The following is a 16,267-nucleotide window of genomic DNA, read 5'->3' as shown; positions in this document are numbered from 1 at the left end:
TCAGGGCTGTCCGACCCAGCGGTCGAGCGCGTCCCGCAGGGCCGGGGTCGCGGTGTCGGCGGCTTCGTCGACGGCCGCGGCCCAGCCGACGAAGGCGTCGGGCCGGATGAGGAGCGCGTCGGCCGGACGATCCTCGGTTTTGGCGGTGACGATCTCGATTCGCGGCTCCCGCGCCCTGGCGAGCTCGCGCAGGTCAGCGCGATCGGCGAGGTCGAGGAAGACGGGCCTGGCGGTGTGCAGGAGTTCCGCCACGCTGGTCGTGCCTGCCTCTGTGAGCAGCGTGAGGTCGGGAGCGAAGGTGCCCGCCAGCGGGTGCGGATCTGCGCCGGGCATCGGGTAGCGGACGTCGCCCGCGGAGATCATGCCCGCCAGGCGGCGCAGCGCGGGTTCGTCGGCGAACAGTTCCTGGAAGACCGCGCGCAGGGCATCGGCTGCCGCGTCCTGGCCGCGGCGCAGCGCCGCCTGTGCGCGAGTCTGCTGCAGCGCCCGGCCCGCCGCCGCGTGCCGTTCGTCGTGGTAGGTGTCGAGCAGGCCGGACGGCGCCCAACCCCGCACGGTCGCAGCCAGTTTCCACGCCAGGTTGACCGAGTCGAGCATGCCGACATTGAGCGCGGTACCGGTGGCGGGGAGCAGATGGGCGGCGTCACCGGCGAGCAGGATCCGGCCCGCCCGGTAGCGGTCGGCCCGCCGTGCCTGGAACTGGTAGCGGGACAACCGGATCGGCTCGCCCAGCGGCAGCTCGGCGCCGAGCACGCGGCGGGCGCTGTCACCGAGTTCGGCGAGCGTCATCGGGTCGTCGTTGTCGTATTCGGTGAGATCGTCCTCGGTGGTCTGGAAGAACATCGTGCGCACCGCCGGGTCGACCGGCCCCATCGCGAAGACACCGCGCTCGGTGCGGGTGAAGCCGGGACTGATCGGGCCGTGGCCCGGGACGTCGAGGCCGCCGTCGTCGAGGACGGTGACCGAGTCCGGCACCGTGACCACGCCGAGGCGGTTGACCTCGGGAAAGGTGTTGCCGGGGAACGGGATCGCGGCCAGTTCCCGGATCCGGCTGCGTCCGCCGTCGCAGCCGACCAGGTACTGCGTGGTCACCCGGTACGGCCCGTCCGGTCCCTGCACGTCCACGGTCACCGCGCTGTCGTCCTGGCTCACCGCGACCACCTCGTGCCCGCGGCGGATCTCGGCGCCGAGTTCGACGGCGCGCTCGGCGAGCAGTTCCTCGACGCGCGCCTGCGGAATCCCCATCGCGTCCATGGGACCGTCGGCCAGGAGGCTGAAATCGACATGCATGCCGCCGAAGGGGAAGATCGGCGCCGGGATCGGGCTGCCCACCGCGGCGAAGCGGTCGAGCAGGCCGCGGTATCGCAGCACATCCAGGATCCGGCCGCCAAGGCCGCTGGCCTTGTGCGCGGTGCCCGGCTCCGCACGCCGCTCCAGCACCACGGGCCGCACACCGGCCAGGGACAGCTCCCCGGCGAGCATCAGTCCGGCAGGGCCCGCGCCGACAACGATCACGTCGGTCTTCATCTCACGCACTGCGTTACTCCCGTTTTTCGCTGGTCCGAACATCGACGTGCGATTGTGCAGGACGACCGGGGTCTTGCCGCAAGCCCCCGGGTCGGCTATACCTTGGAAGGGGCAAGGAGCGCTGGGCGTTCCGATTCCCCCTTCTCCCGCGCGCAGCGGCCGTCGCCGAATTCGCGGTTCACAGAACGCCGTCGAAATTCGCTTGTGGCAGGAACCGGGGTACCGCACAATGGGCAGCCGATGCCAGGACCTGCGGAAATCCGGATTCAGCGAAGGGGTGGTTCATGGTCGACGTGATCATCGCCGGGTGCGGGCCGACCGGTGCGATGCTGGCCGCCGAACTGCGGCTGCACGATGTGCGGGTACTGGTTCTGGAGAAGGAACCCGAGCCCGTGTCGTCGTTCGTCCGCATCGTCAGTCTGCATATGCGCAGCCTCGAGCTGATGGCGATGCGCGGACTGCTCGATCGCTTGCTCGAACGCGGGCGGCAGCGTCCGGTCGGCGGCATCTTCGCCGCCATCGCCACACCCACGCCGGACGGCCTGGATTCCACCTACGCCTATCAGCTGGGCATCCCGCAGCCGGTCGTCGAACATCTGCTCGGAGACCATGCGATCGCGCTGGGCGCGCAGGTCCGGCGTGGTTGCGCGGTGGCCGGTTTCGAGCAGGACGACGAGGGCGTGACCGTCGAGCTCACCGACGGGGAGCGACTGCGTGCGCGGTATCTCGTCGGCTGTGACGGAGCGCGCAGTACGGTGCGCAAACTGCTCGGCGTCGGCTTTCCCGGCGAGCCCTCGCGGACCGAGACGCTGATGGGCGAGATGGAAGTCGGTGTGCCGCTGGAGGAGATCGCCGCCCAGGTGGCCGAAATCCGCGCGACCACTCCGGCATTCAGTCTCGGGCCCTTCGGCGAGGGGATCTATCGCGTCGTCGTCCCCGCTGTGGGAGTCAGCGAGGATCGCGCGGAGCCGCCCACCCTCGAGGACTTCCGGCAAGGGTTGCGCGCGATCGCCGGAACCGATTTCGGTGTGCATTCCCCGCGCTGGTTGTCCCGCTTCGGTGATGCCACCCGGTTGGCCGAGCGGTATCGGGTCGGTCGGGTGCTGCTGGCCGGCGATGCGGCGCACATCCACCCGCCCGCCGGCGGTCAGGGCCTCAATCTGGGCGTTCAGGACGCGGTCAACCTCGGCTGGAAACTGGCCGCGCAGGTCCACGGATGGGCGCCGGAAACCTTGCTGGACACCTACCAGGCCGAACGTCATCCGGTCGCCGCTGACGTACTGGACAACACCCGCGCCCAGGTGCAGCTGTCGTCGACCGAGCCGGGCGCCCGGGCCGTGCGCAGGCTGCTCACCGAATTGATGGACTTCGACGAGGTGAACCGCCATCTGATCGAGAAGATCGCCGCGATCACCATCCGCTACGACTTCGGCGATGGCCCCGACCTGCTCGGACGCCGCCTGCCCGATATCGACCTGAAGCAGGGCCGCCTCTACGAGCGACTGCATCGGGGCCGCGGCCTGGTGCTCGACCGCACCGAACGTCTGTCCGTCGAGGGCTGGTCGGACCGGGTCGACCTCATCGCGGATCCCACCGCGGCACTGGATGTTCCGGCCATCCTGCTCCGGCCCGACGGCCACGTCGCCTGGATCGGCGAGCACCAGCCCGGCCTCGACGACCACCTCGCCCGCTGGTTCGGCAATCCCACCGCTAATACGAACATACGTTCGAACACGGGGTAGACTGGCGGGCATGTCGCTGCCCCTGCAAGGTTCACTGTTCGACGGTGATGCGGTTGCGCTGGGTTCGATCGAGACGATCCGGCGCACCCAGCTCGACGCGACGGCCTGGGTGGATGTCCTACCCGGCTGGCTCAGCGGCGCGAGCACCGTCTTCGAGCGCCTGGCCGAACGGGTGCCGTGGCACGCCGAGCGCAGGCCCATGTACGACCGGGTCGTCGACGTGCCCCGGCTGGTGTCGTTCTTCGGCGAGAACGACCCGCTACCCGACCGGATCCTGGTCGCGGCACGAGAGGCCCTGACCGGCCATTACGCCGCCGAGCTCGGCGAGCCGTTCCGCACCGCGGGCCTGTGTTTCTACCGCGACGGCCGCGACAGCGTCGCCTGGCACGGCGACACGATCGGCCGCGGCGCCACCAACGACACCATGGTCGCGATCGTCTCGGTCGGCGCACCGCGCGCACTGCTGCTGCGACCACGCGGCGGCGGGGCCAGCCTGCGATTCACCGTGGGCCATGGCGATCTGCTGGTGATGGGCGGCGCGTGCCAGCGCACCTGGGAGCACGCGGTGCCCAAAACGTCACGGCCGGTCGGCCCGCGGATCAGCATCCAGTTCCGCCCGCGCAACGTCCGGTGATCCCCGGCCCGCTGCGGGCACCGGCCGGCGAAACAGCGCGAGCAGAAGCGGATTACGGCGCGCTCAGCACCGAGTGCACCAGTTCCCGCACCCCCGCGCGCAGCCGGTCGACCTCACCAGCCCTGGCCATCTGCTGCGCGAGTTCCCCGCCGATGATCGACAGCAGCAGCGCGCCCACCGTCTCGGCGTCGATCTCCGGGCGGACCTCGCGCAGCAACCCGGTGATGTGCTCGGCCCAGAACGCGTGGAATTCCGCACTGCGCGGATGCGGGGGCATGGCCTTGTAGGCGGCGATCAGCTCGACGTCGGCGGTGATCATGGTCGTCATCGCGTCGAAGAAGGCGAGTAGTCGATCGGTCGCAGGCGCGCCGGGCCCCAGCGGCGGCGGCCCGCCCTGCACCGCCGCCATCATCTCGGCCGCCCCCTCGGCCACCAGCTCGTACAGCAGACCGGCCCGGCTGCCGAAGCGATGGAAGATGGTCCCTTTGGCGACGCCCGCGGCCGCGGCGACCCGATCCATCGTCACGCCGGCCGCACCGTGTTCGGCCAGCAGCGCGGCGGTGGCCTCGAGGATCGCTCGACGGTTGCGCGCGGCGTCGGCGCGTTCGGTGGGGCGTGGGTCGGGCATCGCATCGCTTTCTCGGCACCGGCCGATCCGTTGACAAGTTGACCGCCGGTCCATATCGTTCGATTTATCTGGACCGGCAGTCAACTTATGGAGTTCTGATGCAGGCAATCGTAATGACCGAGACCGGCGCACCCACGGTGCTGGTGGCGCGCGACGTCGACGAACCGCGACCGGGCAACGGACAGGTCGTCATTCGCGCCGAGGCGATCCCGGTCCTCTATCCGGAGACCCTGGTGCGGGCGGGCGCGTTCCCGTTCCCCGCGCCGCTGCCCGCGGTGTTCGGGTTCCAGGCGGCGGGGACGATCGTCGAGCTCGGCGCCGGCGTTGACCCGGCCCTGCTCGGCGCCCGGGTCGTCACCGACACCGGCGGTTTCGGCGCGTACGCCGAACTCGTTGCCGCCGAGCAGGGTTCGGTGATCGTCATCCCGGACGGGCTGACCACCGAGCTCGCCGCCGCGACCCAGATGCCGGGGTCGGTCGCCATGGCCCTGGTCGCCACCGCGGCCCTCACTCCCGGCGAGACCGTACTGGTCGAGGCGTCGGCCACCGGCGTCGGCAGCTGCCTCACCCAGTTGTGCGTGGCACGCGGCGCGCGGGTGATCGCCACCGCGGGCGGGGCGGACAAGGCTCGCCTTGCCCGCGCACACGGCGCCGCCGAGGTGATCGACCATGCCGTGCCGGGCTGGGCCGATCGGCTGCGCGAACTCCTGGCGGGCGACACCGTCGATGTCGTGTTCGACTCGATCGGCGGTGACTCGCTGACCCCGCTCCTCGACGTCATCACCCCGCTCAGCGGCCGCATCCTCAGCTACGGCTGGCTCTCGGGCGCTCCCGCCCAGATCGGTGCCGTCGACCTCATCCTGCGCGGCCTCACCCTCACCGGGTGCGCGGGGACCGCGTGGCTCGGCGAAGTCGCGCGGCAACGGCCCGCCGCACTGGCGGCCGCCGCGCGGAGTGAGCTGGCCGTCGGGATCGACTCCGTGCTGCCGCTGACCGATGCCGCTGCCGCGCATCGCAAGCTCGAGGAGCGGACCGCGCTCGGCACGGTGCTGTTGCGACCATAGGCGGCGTAGACGTGCGCCGCGTTGCTCTCGTCGCCGGTCCGCCGATGCGGGATGTCTCCTACGAAACCACTTCTGCTACTGGGTAATTCACGCATACTCGATGGGGCGGAGTACGCGGACCAAGCAGGGGTGGCCGACATGACGTCCAGCAATGATCGGGAAATTCTGCGCCGGCGCGGCGAGCAGATGCTCGCGGAAACCAGCGGGGAGTTGTCGGGGCGATCGCGCACTGTCTACATCACGTTGCTGATGGCGGGGCTGCAGCGGTGGCGGCTGCTGCTGCATCGCACGCAGCCGGCGCCCGCGGGGCGGTGTGACGCGCTGCTGATCGGGCAGGGCGGCGTGCTCGCTCTCAATGTGGTCGACGAACTGCCCGGCGAAGCAGAGGTCCGGCGGCTGCGGGCGCATGCCGAGCAGTTGTTCACCGGGGTGGCGATCGGGCCGAATCGCAACGAGTTCGTGCGGGAGACAGTCGAATTGGTGTTCGTGCTGCCGCCGGGACGGTCCGCGGGCGTGGACGGCCGGTTCGTCGTGTGCACCGACACGACCGTCCACCGGTTGACCGGACGGCATTCGGTGATGCCTGCCCGGTCGGCCGGTGAGCTCGCCGAGCACACCGCCCGGCGCGACTCCGACTATCGACCGATGCCGCAGCTCGTCCCGGCGCCGGAGCCGGTCGAGGTGGCGGGTCTGCTCGAGGTGGAGTCGCTGCGCACCGACCATCTCGCCGGTGCGCTGGCCGCACCGTTCCCGACGTGGACAGCGTTCCTCGACCCCGCGCAGAATGCGCTGGTCAGCCGGAACTACAACGGTCCGGCGCGGATAGTCGGGCCCGCGGGGACCGGGAAGACCGTGCTGGCTCTGCATCGCATGGCCCATCGTGCCCGGCGCAGCACCGGGCCGCTGCTGTTCACGACTCTGGTGAAAAACCTGCCACCCTGTCAGGAGTCCGCCTTCGCGCGCCTGCTCCCCGACGCGGCGGGCCGCGCGACCTTCACGAATCTGCATTCCTGGGCGCAGGAGTTCCTGTCGGGCAGAGGTATTCGCCGGGTGATGGAGCTCCCCCGCACCGAGACGGCGTTCAACCTGGCGTGGATGCACGTGGGCCGACCGGGGCCGTTGGTCGCCATCGAATCCGATCGCCGCTACTGGCGGGAAGAGATCGATCGGGTGATCAAAGGGCGCGGCATTCCCGCCACCGAGGCGGGCTTCGCCCAGTACGCCGCGGTGGATCGGCGTGGTCGGCGCGTCGGACTGCGTACCAGCCAGCGCAGACACGTGTGGGCCTTGTACGAGGAATACGAGTCGATCCGCTCCGAGCGGCAGTGCTTCGACGGGAACGACATCATCTCCGCCGCGCTCGATGCCCTGCGCGCCGAGCCACTGGACCGGCCCTACGCGATGGTCGTCGTCGACGAGGTTCAGGACATGACCGTGCAGAGCGTGCGTTTGGTCCATGCGCTCACCGGCGGCGAGCCGAACTCGCTGTTGTTCGTCGGTGACCGGCAGCAGCAGATCTACGCGGGCGGCTGGCGGTTCGCCGACGCCGGCATCACCATCGTCGGGCGCAGCGAACGGCTCACCAGGAACTACCGCAACCGGCGCGCCATCCTGAAACTGGCGGCGAGCCTTCCCGGAGCCAGGCCGGTCGAGGACAGCGAGACGCGCGAACCGCAGGCGATCGACCTCACCGACTCGGTATTGCCGGACGGCAACGCCGAACACTGGGTCTGCACCCGCGCCGAGGTGGGCCAGCAGGTCCGCAGGCAGCTGGATCGCATCGTCGCCGAGGGAATCTCGTTGTCGGACACCGCCATCATCACGATCACGAACGCCGAAGCGGATTACCTGCTCGGCCTGCTCCGCCGATGGGGGATCCCCGCGCAGAACCTGGTCGACTACCGCTGCGCCGAACAGGACACCGGCGTCAAGGTCGGCACCGTCTACCGCGCCAAAGGTCTGGACTTCCGTGCGGTCATCCATCCCTTCACCGAGCCCGCGCCGCCGACCACCGAGGCCGAGCGGGAACGCTACGAGCTGACCATGCGTCAGCAGTTCGTCGCGGTGACACGGGCCAGGGACTATGTGTGGCTGGGCATCGTGCGGGACTGACCGACGGCGCGACGGCGGGGACGGAGGCTGCGGAGTGTCGGGGTCTGGTCGTAGGATCCGGGCATGGGGAGTTCACTGATGGGGCATGTCCGTTCGTCGAACGAGCTGACAGCGCGGTGGTGCCGGACGTTCGGGGGCGAGGACGCGGTGGTGTCGGCGGCCGGGTTGTGGCCGTTGCTCGCGGTGCTGGCCGGTGCCGCGAGCGGGCAGGCCAGGGCCGAGCTGGCCGCCGCGGTGGGGGTTCCGGCGGAGCAGGCCCACGCGGCGGGGCTGGCGATGTTGGCATCGCTGGACGCGTCGCGGGAGGTGTCGACGGCGATCGGTGCCTGGGTGCGGCCGGGACTGCCGTTGCGCGACGACTGGGTCGCCGGCCTGCCCGCGGGCACCGTGGGGACGCTCGACGACCCTGCCGCACTGGACAAGTGGGCGCGGGAGAAGACCGACGGGTTGATCGAGAAGTTCCCGGTCCCGATCACCGAGAGCACCCTCTTCGCGCTGGCGACCGCGCTGCTGGCGCGCACACGCTGGGCGACGCCGTTCGACGAGATCCTGTACACGCCCGAAACCGGGCCGTGGCAAGGGCATCGGGGCCCCGGTCTGTACCGCAGCACCTATCCCGATGGCAGCGTTGCGGTCCTCGGTGACGAGGTGACGCGGGTAATCGTCACCGGCCGTGGCGAACTCGACGTCCATCTGCTCATCGGCGCGGGCGCTCCACAGCAGGCGGTCACCGCGGGCCTCGCCGCGCTCGATGGCGCTGTCCCGGTGCGCACCGACCTCCCCGTCGGCACGACCGCGCCCTGTCTGACCGTCGAGCGGCGGGAAACCTACGGTGGCCATGATTCCGTGGCGCTGACCTTGCCGCCGTTCGAGGTCGCGGCCACCCACGACCTCACCGACCACGCCGCACTGTTCGGCCTTTCCGCCGCGCTCGACCAGAACCGAGGCCACTTCCCCGGGCTCAGCCCGGCGCCGCTGGCCGTGGAGGCCGCAGGCCAGAATGTCGTCGCCCGGTTCGACGCCACCGGATTCGAAGCCGCCGCCGTCTCCGCGGTCGCCATGGCGCCGGGCGGCGTTCCGCAGCGGAGCTGGTCGACGATCACCTCGGTGCGCATCGACCGGCCCTTCGGGTTCGTCGCGGTGGACCGGCCGACGGGACTGGCCATCGTCGCAGGTCAGGTGACCCGGACACCGCTGGAATGGGTCCGGCCCGCAGCCGCGGAACCCGGGCCGGGGCGGTTCCCCGGCGCCCCGTGGTGAGAGCGGTAATCGTGATTGCCGATCCCGTTGCTCGGCAACGGGATTCGGTTTCGATGGCGTAGGTCGTATCCTGGTAGAGGTCCGCAATCGGTTACGCAGGGGGTCGTGGTGATCGTCGTTGTCGCGGACGAAACCGAACTCGAAGGCGCAGAAGAGGTCGTCGGCGCGGCGATCCGGGACTTGGCGTCCGAGGTGGGTGGCGTCGCGGTGTTCCGGTGCCATGTGCCGGAGAGCCGGGGCGGATCGGTCGAGGTCGACGCGCTGGTGTGCACGCCGCAAGGCGCCACCGTGGTGGAGGTGAAGGGATTCACCGTCCGCCAGGACGGCACGCTGGCCACCCCGCCCAACGGGCCGTGGACGGTCGGCGGCGAGGAGGCCGCGCTCTATCACGCGGTGCGCGTGCCGAATCCGTTCGTCCAGGTCCGGCGGCAGGTATTCGCGGCGAAGAACCTGCTGCAGCAGTCCGGGATCTTCGGGTGGGTGAACGCGGTGGTCGCGCTGGTCCCCCAGCCGGGATCGCAGGTCACCCTCGAAGAGGCCCGCATCGCCGACGGATACCGCGCCGTCCTCGTCCACCGCGACGACTCGACGGCGCTGCACGACTACTTCCACGCCGAGACCGGGCGCACGGTCCGGCTCAGCGTCAACGATGTCCGCAGGGTGTTCGCGGCACTGAATCTCAGCCACCTGCTGCCCAGCCGGGTCGCCTTGGCGGATCAGGGTTTTCCCGCGCGGCTCGATCCGTCGACCACGAGCCGGCCAGCCGCGCCTGCCTCGATCGAACTCGGCGACGCCGAGGAGACGGACGCTGCCGCGGGGTCCGGGGAGAGTGGTTTGTCGCGGGTGAGTACACGGCTCGCGCAGGCGAGTACACCCGCGTTTCTCGCCGCGATCGATCGACTCGCGCATCGGCCGCGCGCGTCGGCGACATCGGCTGAGGTGCCCGGGGCGACGCACGGTCACGAACAGCGCTCTCCCGAACAAGAATCCGGTGCCGAGGAGCGATCCGAGACGGCGTCCGCGCCGGAAAGCGCCGAGGTGTCCGCAGGCGACACGGCCGGTGCGGTTTCGCCCTTGGCGGGATTGGTGAGTGTTCCTGCCGCAGCGGAGGATTCACAGGATGTCGCTTCGCATAACGCCTCAGGCTCGACAGAAACCCCCGACGACAGCGCAACTGCCGCCCCGCTGGTGGATCACGAGGACGCAAGTGAGGCCTTCGCAGCGGAAACCACTGCGGTTCCAACGATCAGCACGGATGAAGCCGAGGATCCCGGCGCCGACGATGCATCCGGTGGTGCAGTGACAGAGGCGGATTCGAGTGCCGAGACCAATTCCGACGATGCTGTTGATCTCCGGGCCGAGCCTGCCGACAACGAGTCAGTCGACGGAGACGACGACGCGAGTACTCCGTCACCCGGCGAAACAACCGCTCCGGCAGCGGACCCGAGCGAAGGCGACACAGACGAAGACACCACTGTCGCTGCCCAGCCGACCGGCGTCGAATCGGCAGGTGTTGTGTCGCTGACGAAGTCAGCCGCAGAACCCTCGGCTGACACCGACGACGATTCGGCCGGCGAACCGGCCGCCGACGGCAGCGCCGCGAGCGAGGTTGTGAGCGGGGAGATTCCACACGAGGACGATCCCGTCGGCGCACACGAGTCGCAGGGATACGACGATCCGGACTACGAGCCGTGGCCCGCGGACGAGGAACCGGAATACTGGGGTCACGAAACGCCGAGTGCCGAGTACGCGGCGCCCGCCGCCGCAGCCGCGGTCGGCGCCGCTGCCGGAGTAGCCGGGGCCGCCGCGGCATGGTCGTCCAGTTCGTCGCACGACCCCGATCCGGCACACCGCGGCACCGCGCAATCGGCGGAGCAATTCGACAGTTCCGCGCATTGGACCGACTGGGTCGAACAGGATCCTCCGGCGCGGCCGACCGCGTCGAGCCGGTCGCGGGAGCGGGTACAGAACAAGTCGACCGGGCCGTCGCTGGTCGAACGGTGGCGTAATACCCCGGTGCGGGAGCGGGGCGAACGCACGCAACCCCGGATCCGGATCGGTCCCGGCGTGGGATTGATCCTGTTCATCGTGCTGTTCGGGGTGGGATTCTTCGCGATCACCGCGGTACAGGCGAGCCGGTTCGAGATGTCGGACTACGACCGGATGTGCGGCGAACGGATACCGTTCCCGAACGCCGCCGAATACCAGCGCGACGGCGCGCGGCCGATCTACCTGTCGGGTGATCTCGCCACGATGGTCGCCACCAGCGAGTCCAGCGCCTGGCATCCGAGCGACACGTCGTCGGTCCAGCTCATCGCGTGCATGCAGCAGGTGAGCCTGGGCGATCTCGTCCAGACCTGCCAACTCCCGCCCGCCCCAGGCACTCCCATCGGCCGCACCGTCAACCTGTTCCGGGCGACCTACGAGATCACCGTCTACGAACTGCGCACCGGACGCGAGGCCGGGCGAGCGATCATGATCGGCGAACGCTATTCCGCCGACCCCGCCAACACCGACCCCGACCGGTGCCGCGCGGCCGCCGATGCCCCGGACATCCTCGGCCGCCGCCTCGGTCAGCCGTCGACCGCACAGGTCACCGGCTTCCTCGCACCACTGGTCCGCGCGGACCGCTGAACTCCGCGTTGACCTCGAGTGCACTCGAGGTAGCAAGATCACCGTCGTGCCCCGCGCACACCCGACACCACGCCACCCGGCGTCGGTCGTGCCTCCGCCGGTTTCCCGTACACCCACCGGCGGAGGCCGTCGGGATCAGCGTCAGAGGTTGACGCCGAAGTCCCGGGCGATGCCCTCCAGACCGGACGCGTAACCCTGGCCGATGGCGCGGAACTTCCACTCCGCGCCGTTGCGGTACAGCTCACCGAAGACCATGGCGGTCTCGGTGGACGCGTCCTCGGACAGGTCGTAGCGAGCCAGTTCCGCACCGTTGCTGCGGTCCATCACGCGAATGTAGGCGTTGCGCACCTGCCCGAAGGACTGGCTGCGGTTCGCGCCGTCGTAGATCGAGACCGGGAACACGATGGAATCGATCGTCGCCGGGGTGTTGGCCAGATCGACGTTGATCACCTCGTCGTCGCCCTCGCCCTCGCCGGTCCGGTTGTCACCGGCGTGCTCGATCGCCCCCTCCGGCGACTTGAGGTTGTTGAAGAAGACGAAGTGCCCACTCGAGACGACCTTCTTGTCGGCGCCGAGCCCGATCGCGCTGGCGTCGAGATCGAAGTCCGTTCCGGTGGTGGTCCGCAGGTCCCAGCCGAGGCCGACCGCGACCGCGGTGAGGTTCGGCGCCGCCTTGGTCAGTGAGACATTGCCACCCTTGGACAAACTGACACCCATACCGATATCTCCCATCGATCGTGTCGGCCCGAAAGGTGCCGACCATTCGCACACTAACACGTGCCACTGTCTGGTTTACCGGAAGCCGGTGGAGCCGGAAGCCGAAACAAGCTGGCGGATAGGCGAATTGGTGAGCAGCGTCGCGACCGCTCGGTACGCGAAGTCGCACCGGCAACCATACAGTGGCACGTGTTAGTGTGATGCGTATGCCTGATGGTGAATCAGACCAGGAGGGATCTCGCGGCACGCGCGAACCTCGACCTCCCGGGTACACGGCCGCTGAGCGATCCCGCCGCGGCCCCTCGGACGAGGCCGACGCATGCTGACCGTCCTGAGCGTCGTCGCCGGAATCGCTGTCGTCCTGCTCATCACCGCGTTGACGGGGTACTTCGTCGCCCAGGAATTCGCGTACATGGCGGTGGACAGGTCGCGGCTCAAGGCACGCGCCGAGACCGGCGACAGTGCGGCGGGGCGCGCGCTGGCGGTGACCCGGCGGACCTCGTTCATGTTGTCCGGCGCCCAACTCGGTATCACCGTGACCGGTCTGCTCGTCGGCTATGTGGCCGAGCCGTTGATCGGGCGCGGGCTCGGCGAGCTGCTCGGCGGGGTCGGCGTGCCGGTAGCCGTCGGCGTGGCTGTTGGCACCGTGCTCGCCATCGTGTTCTCCACCCTGGTGCAGATGCTGTTCGGCGAGCTGTTCCCGAAGAATCTCGCGATCGCCCGGCCCGAGCCGGTGGCGCGCCGGCTGGCTCGCTCGACGACGGCCTACCTCCGCGTATTCGGCTGGCTGATCCGGCTTTTCGATCAGTCGGCCAATATTTTGCTGCGGTTGCTGCGGATCGAGCCGGTCCACGATGTGGAGCATTCGGCGACCCCGCGCGACCTCGAGCACATCGTCGCCGCCTCTCGCGAGGCGGGCGAACTGCCCAGGGAGCTCTCGACGCTGCTGGACCGGATCCTCGATTTTCCCTCGGAGAACGCCGAGCACGCGATGATTCCGCGGGCCCAGGTCGACACCGTGCCGGTGGACGAACCGGCCGAGCAGGTCCTGGCTCGCATGGGTTCGGGACACACGCGATACCCGGTCGTCGGCACCAGCAGTGACGACCTGCGCGGCGTCATCCACCTGCACGACCTGCTCGACGGGCCGGTGACCGGCACCGCGGGAGACCGGATGCGTCCGGCACTGCTTGTCCCCGAGTCGCTGCCGCTGCCCGAGGTGTTCACCCGGCTCAGTGCCGCGAACGAAGAGATGGCCTTGGTCGTCGACGAATACGGCGGGTTCGCCGGCATCGTCACCGTCGAGGACATCGCCGAGGAACTCGTCGGTGAGATCGCCGACGAACACGACTCCGGGACCGCCGAGATCATCGCCGATGGTGAAGGCTGGCTCGTCGCCGGTGACCTGCATCTCGACGAAGCCGAACGGCTGCTCGACCTCGAACTGCCGCACGGTGACTACGAGACCATCGCGGGTCTGGTCATCAGCGTGTTCGGCGGGCTGCCGCAGGTGGGCGACCGAGTGGAAATCGCGGTGCCCTCCAGCGGCGCCGACTTCCTCGTCGAACAGCCCCCGGCGGCGCGGACGGTTCTCGCCGAGGTCAGGGCGGTCGGTAGACACGTGCCGTCGTCGGTGTCGCTGACCCTCCGATCCGCGCGAGGCGGCGATGAGTAATCCCTGGGTTGTCGTCGCGGTCACGATCGCGCTGATCGCGGCCAGCGCGTTCTTCGTCGCCGTCGAATTCGCGCTGATCGCCGCCCGGCGGCATCGGCTCGAAGACGCCGCGCCGACCAGCAGGGCCGCACGGGCCGCGTTGCGCGGTTCGGCCGAGTTGCCGGTCTTGCTCGCCGGTTCCCAGCTGGGCATCACCGTCTGCACGCTGGCGCTGGGCGCGATCACCAAACCCGCTGTGCATCACTGGATCACCCCGCTGATCGAGCATCTCGGGGCACCGCTGTGGGTGGCCGATGTCGCGGGTTTCGTGCTGGCGCTGATCGTGGTGACCTTTCTGCACCTGGTGATCGGCGAGATGGCGCCGAAGTCGTGGGCGATCGCGCACCCCGAGAAGTCGGCTACCCTGCTCGCGCTGCCGATGCAGCTGTTCATGACCCTCACCCGACCGGTGCTGGTCGCACTGAACCACGCCGCCAACTGGTGCCTGCGCAGAGTCGGCGTCACCCCGGTCGGCGAAGTCGACGCCGGACAGAATCCGGCAGGCCTTCGGCACCTGGTCGAACACTCGGCGACCGTCGGCACCCTCGACGAGCGCTACCGCGGAAACCTGACCAGCGCACTGGAACTGGAACAGCTGACCGTCGGCGACATCGTCGCACCGAACACCGCGCCGAGCGCTGTGCCGCCGGACGCCGATACCGCCGCGATCCAGGCCGCCTCGCGCGCTACCGGCCACCTGCGGTTGCTGGTCCGCGATCGCGACGGCGTGCGCGGTGTGGTCCACGTCCGCGACAGCCTCACCGCCGCACCCGGCACCATCGCGGGCGAGCTCATGCGGCCGGTGCTCGAAATCGCCACAACGGTCCCCGTGTACGAGGCGCTGCGCACGATGCGCGAAACCCGCAGCCACCTGAGCCTGGTCACCAGCCCTGACAGTGCGGAGCTGGTCGGCCTGCTCACGATCACCGATGTCCTGGAACGGCTGTTGCAGTCCGCTGCCGAAATCTGATCCATCTCCACCGAACGAAGGTGTCCTCGTGAACACACAACTGACCCACGCGACACGCACTCATCGCGGCCTGGTCCGGGAGGGCAACGAAGACTCCGTCCATGCCGGGCCCCGCCTGCTGGCGCTGGCCGACGGGATGGGTGGCCACGCCGCGGGCGAAGTCGCCTCCGGACTGATGATCGCCGCGCTCCTACCCCTCGAGCACGACCACGAGGGAGAACTGCTCGACCGTCTCGAGCAGGCTGTCCTGCGCGGCAACAACGCCATCGCCGAGCAGGCGGCCCGTTCGACCGAGCAGAGCGGCATGGGCACGACGCTCACCGCGATGCTGTTCGACGGCACCCGGTACGGGCTGGCACATGTCGGGGACTCCCGCGCCTACGTCCTGCGCGCCGGCGAACTATCCCAGATCACCCACGACGACACCTTCGTGCAAAGCCTCGTCGACGCGGGCCACATCACCGCCGAACAAGCCAGAACCCATCCTCGCCGGTCACTGATCCTGCGCGCGCTCACCGGCGATCCGGTCACCCCGACGCTGGTGCTCGGCGATGCCGAACCCGGCGACCGATACCTCCTGTGCTCGGACGGATTGTCCGACGTGGTCACCGAGGAGAAGATCGCCCAGTTCCTGCGCTCGGCAGGCACCGTGGCCGGGTGCGCCGAGCAACTGGTCGAACTCGCCCTGCTCAACGGCGGCCCGGACAACGTCACCGTCGTCGTCGCCGATATCACCGCCGGCGACTGATCACAGGATCGGCAGGTCCGGTGGGAGCTGTATGGCGACCGCGATCAGCGAGTGCACGCGGGTGGCGATGATGTTGAGCAGTCCGTGGATCTCGACGGGCGCGGTCTCGGTGACGGTCTGCAGGTTCCGCAGATCGTCATCGAGGCGTGCGAGGACTTCGTTCATATCCCGGGGGCCGCTGTTGAGCGCGGACGCGATCTCCTCCAGCGGTATGCCTTGCGCTTCGAGACGCTGGATGAGGTGGATGCGTTCGACATCGGCGGGGTTGTAGAGGCGGTAGTTGCCTGCACTGCGTTGGGCAGGCGCGAGCAGACCGATGCCGGTGTAGTGATCGATCGTGCGCGTACTGACTTCGGCGCGGGCGGCGAGCTCACCGATCTTGAGCAAGGCTTCGGTCATCACGGCCTCCTTCCGCAGCAGAAGCTAACCATACAGCGGCACGTGCTACCGTCGCCAATGCCGAACCGGACGTCCGGGTGAAACGGAGACAGCCGCGCATCCTCGAGGATGCGCGGGG

At 69.4% G+C, this 16,267-nt stretch carries 13 protein-coding genes; 9 read left to right on the top strand and 4 right to left on the bottom strand.

The features are described 5' to 3' along the window. Complete coding sequence (locus ACFWF2_RS16585) at positions 1–1,527, bottom strand: FAD-dependent monooxygenase (protein WP_379308330.1); 1,527 nt, start codon at positions 1,525–1,527, stop codon at positions 1–3. Between the two features lie 284 nt (positions 1,528–1,811). On the opposite strand from ACFWF2_RS16585, the gene rox reads away from it, so the two are divergent. Next, a complete protein-coding gene (rox, locus tag ACFWF2_RS16580; RefSeq protein WP_379308300.1) occupies positions 1,812–3,269 on the top strand; it encodes a rifampin monooxygenase in 1,458 nt (485 codons plus the stop codon). Between the two features lie 10 nt (positions 3,270–3,279). After that, the gene (locus tag ACFWF2_RS16575; protein WP_379308299.1) at positions 3,280–3,903 is read left to right on the top strand and encodes an alpha-ketoglutarate-dependent dioxygenase AlkB; all 624 of its coding nucleotides are present in this window, start codon (positions 3,280–3,282) and stop codon (positions 3,901–3,903) included. A 52-nt stretch (positions 3,904–3,955) separates the two neighbouring features. On the opposite strand, the gene ACFWF2_RS16570 is transcribed toward ACFWF2_RS16575, so the two are convergent. Then, a complete protein-coding gene (locus ACFWF2_RS16570; protein WP_379308298.1) occupies positions 3,956–4,531 on the bottom strand; it encodes a TetR/AcrR family transcriptional regulator in 576 nt (191 codons plus the stop codon). A 98-nt stretch (positions 4,532–4,629) separates the two neighbouring features. On the opposite strand from ACFWF2_RS16570, the gene ACFWF2_RS16565 reads away from it, so the two are divergent. From ACFWF2_RS16565 to ACFWF2_RS16550, 4 genes are all read left to right on the top strand, one after another. Continuing rightward, positions 4,630–5,595, top strand: coding sequence for a zinc-binding alcohol dehydrogenase family protein (locus ACFWF2_RS16565; RefSeq protein ID WP_379308297.1), 966 nt, complete (start codon positions 4,630–4,632; stop codon positions 5,593–5,595). Positions 5,596–5,733: 138 nt separating this feature from the next. Further along, entirely contained in the window at positions 5,734–7,707 is a 1,974-nt protein-coding gene (locus ACFWF2_RS16560; protein WP_379308296.1) for a UvrD-helicase domain-containing protein, read from the top strand. Positions 7,708–7,770: 63 nt separating this feature from the next. Next, positions 7,771–8,967: a serpin family protein gene (locus ACFWF2_RS16555; protein WP_379308295.1), complete on the top strand. Its 1,197-nt coding sequence runs from the start codon at positions 7,771–7,773 to the stop codon at positions 8,965–8,967. A 105-nt stretch (positions 8,968–9,072) separates the two neighbouring features. Further along, positions 9,073–11,601 (top strand): NERD domain-containing protein, encoded by a 2,529-nt coding sequence (locus tag ACFWF2_RS16550; RefSeq protein WP_379308294.1) that lies wholly within the window; start codon positions 9,073–9,075, stop codon positions 11,599–11,601. A 141-nt stretch (positions 11,602–11,742) separates the two neighbouring features. On the opposite strand, the gene ACFWF2_RS16545 is transcribed toward ACFWF2_RS16550, so the two are convergent. Further along, positions 11,743–12,318, bottom strand: a complete 576-nt coding sequence (locus ACFWF2_RS16545) for a TerD family protein (protein WP_379308293.1) — start codon at positions 12,316–12,318, stop codon at positions 11,743–11,745. Positions 12,319–12,637: 319 nt separating this feature from the next. Between ACFWF2_RS16545 and ACFWF2_RS16540 the strand changes: the two genes are divergently transcribed. Genes ACFWF2_RS16540 through ACFWF2_RS16530 form a run of 3 tightly spaced genes read left to right on the top strand, consistent with a single transcriptional unit; the run spans position 12,638 to position 15,750 of the window. After that, positions 12,638–13,993: a hemolysin family protein gene (locus ACFWF2_RS16540; RefSeq protein WP_379308292.1), complete on the top strand. Its 1,356-nt coding sequence runs from the start codon at positions 12,638–12,640 to the stop codon at positions 13,991–13,993. Beyond that, positions 13,986–15,002: a hemolysin family protein gene (locus ACFWF2_RS16535; RefSeq protein WP_379308291.1), complete on the top strand. Its 1,017-nt coding sequence runs from the start codon at positions 13,986–13,988 to the stop codon at positions 15,000–15,002. The genes ACFWF2_RS16540 and ACFWF2_RS16535 overlap by 8 nt, the downstream gene beginning before the upstream one ends. A gap of 28 nt (positions 15,003–15,030) precedes the next feature. Beyond that, entirely contained in the window at positions 15,031–15,750 is a 720-nt protein-coding gene (locus ACFWF2_RS16530) for a PP2C family protein-serine/threonine phosphatase (RefSeq protein WP_379308290.1), read from the top strand. On the opposite strand, the gene ACFWF2_RS16525 is transcribed toward ACFWF2_RS16530, so the two are convergent. Then, the gene (locus ACFWF2_RS16525) at positions 15,751–16,149 is read right to left on the bottom strand and encodes a MerR family transcriptional regulator (protein WP_379308289.1); all 399 of its coding nucleotides are present in this window, start codon (positions 16,147–16,149) and stop codon (positions 15,751–15,753) included. Positions 16,150–16,267: the final 118 nt, after the last annotated feature.

This window comes from Nocardia sp. NPDC060259 (assembly GCF_042728775.1).
GTDB lineage: Bacteria > Actinomycetota > Actinomycetes > Mycobacteriales > Mycobacteriaceae > Nocardia.
The sequence above is the reverse complement of the archived record's forward strand: the minus strand, read 5'-3'. Positions and strand labels throughout refer to the sequence as shown.